Annotated in this window: 9 protein-coding genes and 1 tRNA gene; 1 reads left to right on the top strand and 9 read right to left on the bottom strand. The window is 58.9% G+C overall.

Features of this window, described 5'->3' with window-relative positions:
- Positions 1 to 309 precede the first annotated feature (309 nt).
- Positions 310 to 383: transfer RNA gene (locus tag EII30_RS08195), tRNA-Ile, on the bottom strand.
- 134 nt (positions 384 to 517) lie between these two features.
- Between EII30_RS08195 and EII30_RS08190 the strand changes: the two genes are divergently transcribed.
- Entirely contained in the window at positions 518 to 1000 is a 483-nt protein-coding gene (locus EII30_RS08190; protein ID WP_124886850.1) for a hypothetical protein, read from the top strand.
- A 41-nt stretch (positions 1001 to 1041) separates the two neighbouring features.
- On the opposite strand, the gene EII30_RS08185 is transcribed toward EII30_RS08190, so the two are convergent.
- Genes EII30_RS08185 through EII30_RS08150 form a run of 8 tightly spaced genes read right to left on the bottom strand, consistent with a single transcriptional unit; the run spans position 1042 to position 11091 of the window.
- A complete protein-coding gene (locus EII30_RS08185; protein ID WP_233569462.1) occupies positions 1042 to 2019 on the bottom strand; it encodes a DMT family transporter in 978 nt (325 codons plus the stop codon).
- Positions 2020 to 2038: 19 nt separating this feature from the next.
- Positions 2039 to 2923 (bottom strand): guanylate kinase, encoded by an 885-nt coding sequence (gmk, locus tag EII30_RS08180; protein ID WP_124886849.1) that lies wholly within the window; start codon positions 2921 to 2923, stop codon positions 2039 to 2041.
- A 38-nt stretch (positions 2924 to 2961) separates the two neighbouring features.
- Positions 2962 to 3846, bottom strand: coding sequence for an orotidine-5'-phosphate decarboxylase (pyrF, locus tag EII30_RS08175; protein WP_124886853.1), 885 nt, complete (start codon positions 3844 to 3846; stop codon positions 2962 to 2964).
- Entirely contained in the window at positions 3846 to 7136 is a 3291-nt protein-coding gene (carB, locus tag EII30_RS08170; protein ID WP_124886848.1) for a carbamoyl-phosphate synthase large subunit, read from the bottom strand. The genes pyrF and carB overlap by 1 nt, the downstream gene beginning before the upstream one ends.
- Positions 7136 to 8332: a glutamine-hydrolyzing carbamoyl-phosphate synthase small subunit gene (gene carA / locus EII30_RS08165; protein ID WP_124886847.1), complete on the bottom strand. Its 1197-nt coding sequence runs from the start codon at positions 8330 to 8332 to the stop codon at positions 7136 to 7138. The genes carB and carA overlap by 1 nt, the downstream gene beginning before the upstream one ends.
- Positions 8325 to 8825, bottom strand: coding sequence for a hypothetical protein (locus tag EII30_RS08160; protein WP_124886846.1), 501 nt, complete (start codon positions 8823 to 8825; stop codon positions 8325 to 8327). Before EII30_RS08160 ends, carA begins: the two co-directional genes overlap by 8 nt.
- On the bottom strand, positions 8822 to 10147 hold the full coding sequence (locus EII30_RS08155) for a dihydroorotase (RefSeq protein ID WP_124886845.1): 1326 nt from the start codon (positions 10145 to 10147) through the stop codon (positions 8822 to 8824). Before EII30_RS08155 ends, EII30_RS08160 begins: the two co-directional genes overlap by 4 nt.
- Positions 10147 to 11091 (bottom strand): aspartate carbamoyltransferase catalytic subunit, encoded by a 945-nt coding sequence (locus EII30_RS08150; protein WP_124886844.1) that lies wholly within the window; start codon positions 11089 to 11091, stop codon positions 10147 to 10149. The genes EII30_RS08155 and EII30_RS08150 overlap by 1 nt, the downstream gene beginning before the upstream one ends.
- Between the last annotated feature and the right edge of the window lies 1 nt (position 11092).

Raw genomic sequence — 11092 nt, 5'->3', positions numbered from 1 at the left:
TTATCCAAAGAAATCACCCTTTCATTTTTAGATGAATTGGGCTACTTTTCGAGCGGCGCTAGTGGGCTACTTTTCGACCGTCACTGACAAGCTATCACAGCAAGCGCAGCAGCAGCCAGACTAGCGGCGACAGCAGCGGCTGGCATATCCGCGGTTAGCAGTAGCAATGCCGCGCCAATGCACGATACAGCGCAATAATCACTGTATCAAACACAGCGAAGCCATGTCTATTACAAAGATACTATGCACGATCAAAAGTAATAACGCTAAATAATCAGCCATTAACTCATAAAGAAAGCATGGATTTTGTAGGGCGTGCGGGACTTGAACCCGCGACCAAAGGATTATGAGTCCTCTGCTCTAACCAGCTGAGCTAACGCCCCCAACAGATAAACATTATACAGGGCACAGCGCCGCCTCGGCGCTACTCGGGACCCAAACTCATAATCCTTTGATGAGAAGAATTGTTACCCGAGAGCACTAGAATTAAACACTGCGGAATGTAAGGTGATGAAACATGAGTGACACCGGGAAAATAATCGCGGAGCTGATCAAGGCCGCAAAAGCCGACAACAGCGTCTACGAGTCAAAGATGGGACTCGTACACACCACTGCCGACAATTCCCTGCTTATCGAGGACTTCCACGGTGAACGTGAAGTGCTAGCTCTCGCCTGGCGGTTTATCGTTCTGCAAACACTCGACGATTACGAATCAACCTACCGGCGAGGCGACGCGGATCTTGCCAAACAGGTTTTCACTAAGGAGCCACCGGCAACAGGCTACACAGCAATCGACACCGCACTGGCTGCCCTTGCAGACTGGTTTGCAACCCGAGACGGTTGGGATCCAGAACCCTGGGTGAACGATCCGGCACGCACAGTGCTCTGCTGGTTCCCCGGCCTGGTTGAGCTAGACAGGCGGGAAGCACTAATCGACTCACCACCCGCGTTCAAGAAACGCGGGATCTTCATCACACGGCGCGGACTCAGCCGGGCATAATCCCCCCCGGCGACAACACCAGCGACAGCGGCGACAGGGGGCTAATCCGCGTCATCCTCCGCTAGCGCGCTTTTGCCAACCTGCGGATGGAACTTCGCAAGCCCCAAAACCCCCAAACAGGCAACCATCGCTGCGCCGATAAAAACGAAGATAGCCCAGAGCGGCGCGTGCTGTGCCTCACCCAGCACGAGAATACCGATCAGCACCGCAACCAACGGATCCACAACCGTCAAACCGGCGATAACCAGGTCGGGTGGGCCGGACGAGTGCGCGTTCTGCACAAACAGCATACCGAGCACCGCACCGAGCACCAGCGCAACCAGCGCCAGCCACATTAGCGGATCCCACTCCCCCTGCTGCACCTTAGCGATGATGGTTTTTGCGAAGGTTGCAACAAAGGCGTAAAGGACACCGGCACCGAGTATGTAGAAGATCGCGTAGGCACGGTAGCGCAGCGTGATGTACGCGAACATCAGCACCGCGGTTACCGCGGCAAAGATCACCAGGATAACAACGATGTGGATGTCGCGCACCGGCGAGTCCTTGGTTGTGAACGCGGCAACAGAAACGAACACAACAATGCCTGTCACACACAGCGTAATCGCTGTTTTTAGCGCGCCGGACATTTCGATGCCGCTGATTCTGGCGTTCAGGATTGAGGTGATAACCAGCGCCACAACACCGAGCGGCTGCACAACAATAAGCGGTGAAAAACTCAACGCGCCGAGCTGCAAAACAACGGCGAGACCGAGCATCACCGTGCCAATAACCCACGAGGGTCTGGCGAGCAAGTGGAACACGTGGCTGAGGCTGAGGCCGGAACCCGCGCTCTTTTTGGTGATAACCTCAACCTTGTTCAGCCCACGTGACTGATACTGGGTGCCGAAGGACATCAGGATCGCGCCGGCTAGCGCAATCGGGATCCCCAGGAACTGTTTTGGTTCCAGCTCGAAAACGTCTACTGTGTTCGCTAAAAACCCTGAGAGAGTAATAACACTTGAGAATAGCAACACAGTCACGAGTTCTATTTTACCGGTATCAGACCTGTTTATTACCGTTCATCAGCTTAAAAAGTTGCTCCGCAGCGGCTTCAACGGTGTCGTTAACGATAACGTGATCGAACTCGTCTTGCGCGGCAAGCTCAACCTTTGCGGTGTTGAGGCGTCGCTTCTTTTCTGTCGCTGACTCTGTGCCGCGAGTGCTGAGTCGGCGCTCCAGCTCCTCCCATGACGGCGGCGCGAGGAACACCAGCTGTGCGTTAGGGTCGCTCTTGCGTACCTGCCTTGCCCCCTGCAGGTCAATCTCAAGCAACACAAGCTTGCCTGCGGCGGCTGCCTCGTTCACTGGTTTACGCGGTGTGCCGTAACGGTGCTTACCGTGCACGGTCGCCCACTCAAGCATCTCGTTCTGGGCGAGCATCCTGTCGAACTCTTCGTCGGAGACAAAGAAGTAGTCTTTGCCGTCAACCTCACCCGGCCGTGGCTCCCTGGTCGTTGCAGAAACAGACAGCTGGATTTCTGGGTGATCCGCTAACAGCTGCTTAACAACGGTGCCCTTACCAACAGCGGTGGGGCCTGCGAGCACGGTGAGAACCGGCGCCCCTGAACCGGTTGTGTGCTCAGTAACCCAGTTAATCAGACGTGTCTGTTGAATCACGCCCAAGCCTCCCAGTCGTTTCTTATCGGATATCGCCAACCCCTCAAGGATTCGGCGCATTTTCACCGGACCGATCGCTGGCAGCGTTGTCAAAAAGTCGGTGATCCGCAGGGTTGCGGCCGCTGACTTCTTAACCTTCGCCATCTCGATAACCCGCAGCGGAGTCAACTCCCCGCTTCTGAGTTTCGATTTCAGCTCTGCTCTTTCTCGTCTTGCAGCAACTGCCGCGTCGAGTCCGATTGCTCTGTTTTGTTCTGGAAATTTCATTGGGGGTCCTTAATGCTCATCAGCCAAGGTTAGAAAAACTATGCTGTCAAAGCTGCCTCAACAGCCATAGCACGATCCTCAATACGCTCAACAAGCCCTCTGGCCCCACCGCTTAACACGCTACGCGATTCGTTGGGAATCAAACCGTGGCGCAGCTCCCCGAAGAGTGTTTTCGCCTCGGAGAGCTTAGCACCCTGGACACCAAACCCGGGAGCCAAAATTGGTAGGACGGTTTCGGCCTTCAAACCTGTTGAAATATCGAAGTCGTTAAGGACGAGTGTAGCACCGAGCACAACGCCAACGCTACCGAACGCAGCGTTGTTCGCAGGATTTCTGTGCGTTTGATTGTAGTAATTCGCTTCATCAACAACGCTCTGGGCGACGGTGCGGCCGTCAGCCAGGCGCGACTGCTGCAGCAGTTTCGCCTCCGGGTTGCTGGTTGCGGCGAGCACAAAAACGCCCTTACCGTGCTCCTCAGCCAGCTCGAAAGCGGCGCGCAGCGACCCGAATCCCTGGTAGGCCACAGCGGTCATCGCGTCCGCCTCCAGCGGGCTTCCCGGCGTCAACCAGGCTCCCGCGTAGCCCTCCATGGTGGATCCGATATCCCCGCGTTTCACATCGGCGATCACCAGCACACCCTGCTCCCGCGCCTCAATCAGCACCTGCTCAAGCGCCACATAGCCCGCGGCACCAAAGCGCTCAAAGAAGGCGATCTGCGGTTTCACGGCGAGGACGCGCCCGGCAGCGGCCTCAACAATTGCGAGACCAAACTCCTCTGCCCCGGCAGCGCTGTCTGGCAGACCCCACTCGCTCAAAAGGTGAGCGTGCGGGTCAATGCCGACACAGAGGTGTCTACCCTCGGCTTTACCGGCCGCTAGACGTTCCCCGAAGGTGAGCGGCCGCTGCTGCTCAGCTGCGCCCATCACTGCTGTTCCTTTGCGCGACGCTCCAGCTCGTACTGCTGCAGCGATTTCACCTCGAACGGCTGATCCTTCACAGACAGCGCCGCAACAGCCGCAGCGAGCTCTGAGGCGGTTGTGAAGATTGGCTTGTCGGCGGTCACAGTTGCCGCTCGAATCTCGTAACCGTCCTGGCGCTCTGACTGACCGTCCGGCGTGTTAATCACCATGTCAACCTCACCGGAGGCGATCAGATCAACAATCGACGGCTCCGGCAGGTCACGCTGTGAATACTTGCGGACGGTTTTCGACTCGATGCCGTTTCTCGCCAAAACCACCTGGGTTCCCTGGGTTGCAAGGATCTTGTAACCCATCTCCACGAGCCTGCGTGCGGGCAGCACAATCTCGCGTTTATCCCGGTCAGCAACCGAAATAAAGACGGTTCCGCTCTCTGGCAGGGCGCTACCAGCGGCGGCCTGGCTCTTTGCGAAGGCGCGTGGGAAGTCACGATCCATGCCCATAACCTCACCGGTTGAGCGCATCTCAGGGCCGAGCAGCGAGTCAACCGACTTGCCCTCCGCGGTCCTAAAGCGCTTAAACGGTAGCACCGCCTCTTTCACAGCAACCGGAGCGTCAAGCGGTGGCCTGCCACCGTCACGGGCCGGCAGATAGCCTGACTCGATAAGCTCGGCGATTGTGCGACCGGCCATAATCAGCGATGCTGCCTTGGCGAGCGGGATCCCGAGCGCCTTTGAAACAAACGGCACAGTGCGGCTTGCTCGCGGGTTCGCCTCAATAACAAACAGCTGGCCCTGCGCGATCGCGAACTGCACGTTCAACAGGCCGCGCACACCAATTCCGCGGGCGATCGCCTCGGTTGCCTCACGCACCTGCTGAATCTGGGCGTGGCCGAGGGTTACCGGCGGCAGCGTGCAGCTGGAGTCACCGGAGTGGATCCCCGCCTCCTCAATGTGCTCCATAACGCCGCCGAGATAGAGCTGCTCACCGTCAAACAGTGCGTCAACGTCGATCTCGGTTGCGTCGTCCAGGAAGTGGTCAACCAGCAGCGGATTGCCAGGTCCAACGAGCGCGTGATCCTTGATCCGCGCAAAGTAATCTTGCAGGCCGGCAACGCTGTAGATAATCTCCATTCCGCGACCACCGAGCACAAACGACGGACGCACCAGCACCGGGAAGCCGATCTCCTCGGCGATTTTGATAGCACCGCCCTCGGTTGTTGCGGTGCCGTGGCGCGGAGCCAAAAGCCCCGACTCGGAGAGGATAGCGCCGAATGCGCCACGCTCCTCAGCGAGATCAATCGCCTCCGGGGTGGTTCCGAGGATCGGAATACCGGCGTCCTTCAGCGGCTGCGCGAGGCCGAGAGCGGTCTGCCCGCCGAGCTGCACAACAACGCCGAGCACGGTGCCCGATTTCTGTTCCGCGTGGATCACCTCAAGCACGTCCTCGAGCGTTAGCGGCTCGAAATACAACCGGTCAGAGGTGTCGTAGTCGGTTGAAACGGTCTCCGGGTTGCAGTTGATCATAACCGTTTCATACCCGGCCTCCGCCAGCGCGAAGGAGGCGTGAACACAGCTGTAGTCAAACTCTACACCCTGGCCGATACGGTTCGGGCCGGAGCCGAGAATAATCACCTTGGTGCGGTCGCTCGGCTGCACCTCGGTTTCCAGATCGTAAGAGCTGTAGTGGTACGGGGTTAGCGCCGGGAACTCGCCCGCGCAGGTGTCAACGGTTTTGTAAACCGGACGCACACCGAGCCCGTGCCGCAGCCCGCGCACCTCAGAGGCGCTGATGCCGCGCAGCTGACCGAGCTGGGCGTCACTGAAACCGTGGTTCTTTGCCTCGCGCAAAAGCTTCTCGTCTAGACGCTCAGCGGCTTTAACCCGCAACGCAACCTCGTTAATCAACTGAATCTGGTCGAGGAACCACGGATCAATCGCGCTCGCCCGGTAAACCTCTTCAATGCTGGCACCGTGCAAAAGCGCCTGTTGCACATCAACGATTCTGCCGTCGGTTGGGCGTTTCATCGACTCCAGCAGCTCAGCAACGGTTTTCTCCTGCTCACCCCAGTGGAACGAGGTGCCGCGCTTTTCGAGCGAGCGCAGTGACTTCTGCAGCGCCGTAGTAAAGTTACGGCCGATCGCCATCGCCTCACCAACAGACTTCATGGTGGTTGTCAGCGTGTCGTCTGCTGCCGGGAACTTCTCGAACGCGAAACGCGGAGCCTTCACAACCACATAGTCGATGGTTGGCTCAAAGCTCGCCGGGGTTTTCTGGGTGATATCGTTCGGGATCTCATCGAGGCGGTAACCGATTGCGAGCTTTGCGGCGATTTTCGCGATCGGGAAGCCGGTCGCCTTCGAGGCAAGCGCACTCGAGCGGGAAACACGCGGGTTCATCTCGATCACGATAATACGGCCGGTTTGCGGATCCACCGCGAACTGAATATTGCAGCCACCGGTGTCAACACCGACGCGGCGGATAATGTCAATACCGATGTCACGGAGTTTCTGGAACTCACGGTCGGTCAGCGTCAGAGCAGGCGCAACAGTGATTGAATCACCGGTGTGCACACCAACCGCGTCAACGTTCTCAATCGAACAGACGACAACCGTGTTATCTGCGGTGTCCCGCATCAGCTCCAGCTCGTACTCTTTCCAACCGAGGATCGACTCCTCAAGCAGCACCTCACTGGTTGGGCTGTAGTGCAGGCCGTCACCGGCGATGCGCAGCAGGTCTGCCTCATCGTAGGCGAAACCGGATCCGAGACCACCCATTGTGAACGACGGGCGCACAACCAGCGGGTAGCCGAGCTCCGCAGCGGCCGCTTTTGCCTCGTCCAGGGTGTGCACAATCCGTGACTTTGCAACGTCAGCGCCCGCGGCGATCACCAGGTCCTTAAACAGCTGGCGATCCTCACCCTTCTGGATCGCCTCAACGTTTGCACCGATCAGCTCCACACCGTGCTTTTCGAGGATGCCCTGCTCGTGCAGTTCAATAGCGGCGTTGAGCGCGGTCTGACCACCAAGGGTTGGCAGGATCGCGTCCGGCTTCTCCTTCACGATAATCGCCTCAATCACCTCCGGGGTGATCGGCTCAACGTAGGTTGCGTCAGCAAAATCCGGGTCGGTCATAATCGTTGCCGGGTTGGAGTTAATCAGGATAACCCGCACACCCTCGCTGCGCAGCACCCGACATGCCTGTGTGCCAGAGTAGTCGAACTCACAGGCCTGACCGATAACAATCGGGCCGGAGCCGATAACCAGCACCGAGTTAATATCACTGCGTTTTGGCATTAGTTGTTACCGCCTTCTTGCTGAGCAGCCTGGCTGCGAGATTTAACAAGCTCCTGGAAGCGCTGGAACAGGTAGAACGCATCGTGCGGTCCAGCGGCTGCCTCCGGGTGATACTGCACACTGAACGCCGGAATGTCGAGGCACTCCAGACCCTCAACAACGCTGTCGTTGAGACTAACGTGGCTTACCCGCACCTCGCCAAACCCGGACGGTGAGCTGTGAGTCTGCTTGTGGTCGAGATCCACCGCGAACCCGTGGTTTTGTGCGGTAATCTCAACCTTGCCTGTTTTGGTGTCGAGCACCGGCTGGTTGATGCCGCGGTGACCGAATGGCAGCTTGTAGGTGTCAAAACCGAGCGCCCGACCGAGCAGTTGGTTGCCGAAACAGATGCCGAAGTATGGCACACCGTCGCGCAGCATCTCACGCAGCAGCTCCACCTGGCGGTCGCTCGCCGCCGGGTCGCCCGGGCCGTTTGAGTAGAACAGTGAGTCAGGATTGATCTGACGCAGCTCCTCAACGGTTGTGTTGGCCGGCAGCACAATCAGATCAAACCCGTGGTCGGCGAGATACTGCAGGGTTGCGCGCTTCACACCCAGATCGAGCACGGCGATGGATCCAACCCGCTCGCTGCCCGGTGTGTGCGGGATGTCGTAGCGCTCCTTCGTGGAAACAACCTCGGAGAGCGACTTACCGGCCATCGGCTGCTGGGATCGCACCAGCTCCAGCTGTGTCTCGCTTGCCAGCGAGTAGTCGTCACCGGAGAAAATACCAGCCTTCATGGCACCGGCTGAGCGAATGTGCCGGGTGATTGCACGAGTGTCAACACCGGAGATGCCGACCACGCCACCATTGGTTAGATCCTCGTCGAGTGAGCGGGTTGCTCGGAAGTTTGAGACACGGCGTGCCGGATCGCGCACAACAAAGCCGCTAACCCAGATCTGCGCCGACTCCATATCGGTGTCGTTGGCTCCGGTGTTGCCGATGTGCGGTGCTGTCATCAGCACAATCTGACCGGCGTAGGACGGGTCGGTGAGTGTTTCCTGGTAGCCGGTCATGCCGGTTGCGAAAACCAGTTCACCGAGTGTTTGACCGGTTGCTCCGTACGCTTGGCCGTCGAATCTGGTGCCGTCCTCCAGCACCAAAACCGCATCACCGTGCGGTGTTGCCGCCGCTGGCGGCGCAAAGGTTTCAAGCATTAACCCGTCCCTCTCGTAACGTTTGTGCCTCAATCACTCTAATAAAATCTTGCTGTTCAGCTGCCTCAACAAACCTGAAACCGCTCTCGAACTTTTCGCCGGCAAGCTCCCAGACGGCGATCGTCAAGCCGCCTGACTCAACCGCTTTCCCAGCCCGAACGTTGGTTGTGTAAACATCATTGACCGGTAAAAACACAGCTGATTCCCCCGCGACGGAAACCAGCAGACCTCCACTGTAGACCGCGACCGTTGCGTAGCCGCGATACGCTAGCCCGTGAAAGTTAACCCTCTCCAGCGGCCGCCCGAGCGGGTTGGTTGCGGTGTAGAGCACCCGCTCAAAACTCTGCACAAGCTCCCCAACCGGGGTGTTTGCGAGCTCGCCGATGCCGTTTGCTCTGCGGCTGCGTTTGCGCCAGGCGGACCACATTCCCCAGAATGCCAGAGCGGCCAGCACCGTGCAAACGATACCGCCGATTAGATAGTCTGTTCTCACAGTTCAACAACCTGACCGTTATCGCAGGTGACAACTCCGTGCCTGATGGTTGTGTGTACTCGACCCGGCAGTTCCATTCCGAGGTATGGGGAGTTGATGCTTCTGCCGCGCAGGTCTGTTTCGTCAAAGACACGGGTGCCGCGTGGATCCACCAACACCAGGTCTGCAACAGCACCTGGAACAAGCGCCTCAGGGTGCGAATCGTAGCGTCCGATCTTAGCTGGTCGCTGGCTCAGCAGCTGCTCCAGCTCCGCCCAGCTGATGTGCCCGGGTTCAACGAGGGACAGCTGTGAGATAGAGAAGGCAGACTCAAGCCCAACCATACCAAAGGCGGCGGTGTCCCACTCGCCCTCTTTCGCCTCCGCGGGGTGCGGGGCGTGATCCGTTGCAATAATGTCGATAACACCCTCGGCGACCGCCTGCCGCAGCGCCTGAACGTCGTTGCTGCTGCGCAGCGGCGGGTTAACCTTGTAGCGCGGGTCGTAGCTGCGGACCAGCTCGTCGGTGAGGATCAGGTGGTGCGGGGTAACCTCCGCGGTGATCTTCACACCGCGCGCTTTTGCCTGCCGCACAACCTCAACCGAGCCCGCGGTTGACAGGTGGCAGACGTGCAGTCTCGCGTCAAGGTGCTGTGCGAGCAGCGCATCCCTCGCGATAATGGACTCCTCAGCAACCGCTGGCCAGCCCGCGAGTCCAAGCTCGCTGGAGAGCTCACCCTCGTTCATCTGGGCGCCGTCGGTGAGTTTCGGATCCTGCGCGTGCTGGGCAATAACGCCGTCGAAGGTGCGCACATACTCGAGGGCGCGCCGCATTAGCAGTGAGTCGTGAACACACTTGCCGTCATCGCTGAAAACCCTAACCTGGGCGCGAGAGTGAGCCATCGCGCCGATCTCGCTCAGCTTCTCCCCCGCGAGATCCTCGGTGACCGCACCAATCGGTCGCACAGTTGCGTAACCCGCTGAGTCGCCGAGCGCCTGCACCTGCTCAACAACGCCCGCGGTGTCAGCAACCGGTTGGGTGTTCGCCATCGCAAACACGGTTGTGAAACCGCCCGCTGCCGCAGCCCGGGTGCCGGTGTAAACCGTTTCCGCCTGTTCCATACCAGGCTCCCTAAGGTGCGTGTGCAGGTCAACAAAGCCGGTGAAAGCGATCAAACCGGTCGCTTCAATCACACGCTCATCGGCGGCGGGTGTGAGCTCGCCTGCGCGCTCGACGATCTTGCCGTCCGCGATCCGCAAATCAACCCCGCCGGTGCCCGGCACAGCACCCTTGTCGGTGAGGTCGGCTGCAATACTCACGTTTTTAATCAAAATATTTGACACTATGCGTCCTTTCCAGCGAGCAGTAGGTAGAGAGCTGCCATCCGCACCGAAACACCGTTAGCAACCTGTTCAAGCACAGTAGATTTCGCTGAATCCGCAGGCAGTGAGGCGATCTCCAGCCCGCGGTTCATCGGGCCGGGGTGCATAACCAGCGCGCCCTCGTGCAACTGCGCAAAGCGGCTATCGTCAAGACCCCACTGCCGTGAGTACTCTCTGGCGTTCGGGAAGTAAGCGTCGTTCATCCGCTCCGCCTGGATCCTGAGCATCATCACAACGTCGGGTTTAGCTGCAAGCGCCCGATCAAACGATGTTTCCACGGTTACAGGCCAGCTGCGCGCGCCGTATGGCACAAGTGTTTCTGGTGCCACAAAGGTGACCTCAGCGCCGAGCGTGTTCAACAGCCAGAGGTTCGAGCGAGCAACCCGGGAGTGTTTAATATCGCCGACGATAACAACGCTAACACCGTTCAAATCCTTGCCGCGGCTGGCATCGCCGTGGATCCGTTTACGCATTGTGAAGGCGTCAAGCAGCGCCTGGGTTGGGTGCTCGTGGGTGCCGTCACCGGCGTTTAGCACACCCGCGTCAATCCAGCCGCTGTCAGCGAGTCGCTGCGGCGCACCAGATGCGGGGTGGCGGATCACAACCCCGTCCGCCCCAATCGCCTGCAGCGTCTGCGCGGTGTCTTTCAGCGACTCACCCTTGGAAACCGAGGAGCCCTTAGCGCTGAAGTTGATAACGTCGGCGGAGAGCCGTTTCGCCGCCGCCTCGAATGAGATACGAGTGCGGGTGCTGTCCTCAAAGAACAGGTTAACCACGGTTTTACCGCGCAACGTCGGCAGTTTCTTAATCTCGCGCTTCTGCGTCTCCGCCATATCCTCGGCGGTGTCGAGAATCAGAATCGCGTCATCACGGCTAATGGTTTTTGTGCTCAGCAGGTGTCTCATC

It is taken from the genome of Leucobacter sp. OH1287, assembly GCF_003859945.1.
Classification (GTDB): Bacteria; Actinomycetota; Actinomycetes; order Actinomycetales; family Microbacteriaceae; genus Canibacter.
Note: the sequence above shows the minus strand (reverse complement) of the source record. Positions and strands in the feature narration are given on the sequence as shown.

What these genes read in the sequence shown, in the direction of transcription:
- EII30_RS08150 (WP_124886844.1), bottom strand. Translation starts at nt 11,091, where the DNA reads ATGAGACACCTGCTGAGCACAAAAACCATTAGCCGTGATGACGCGATT.
- EII30_RS08190 (WP_124886850.1), top strand. Translation starts at nt 518, where the DNA reads ATGAGTGACACCGGGAAAATAATCGCGGAGCTGATCAAGGCCGCAAAA.
- pyrF (WP_124886853.1), bottom strand. Translation starts at nt 3,846, where the DNA reads ATGGGCGCAGCTGAGCAGCAGCGGCCGCTCACCTTCGGGGAACGTCTA.
- carA (WP_124886847.1), bottom strand. Translation starts at nt 8,332, where the DNA reads ATGCTTGAAACCTTTGCGCCGCCAGCGGCGGCAACACCGCACGGTGAT.
- carB (WP_124886848.1), bottom strand. Translation starts at nt 7,136, where the DNA reads ATGCCAAAACGCAGTGATATTAACTCGGTGCTGGTTATCGGCTCCGGC.
- gmk (WP_124886849.1), bottom strand. Translation starts at nt 2,923, where the DNA reads ATGAAATTTCCAGAACAAAACAGAGCAATCGGACTCGACGCGGCAGTT.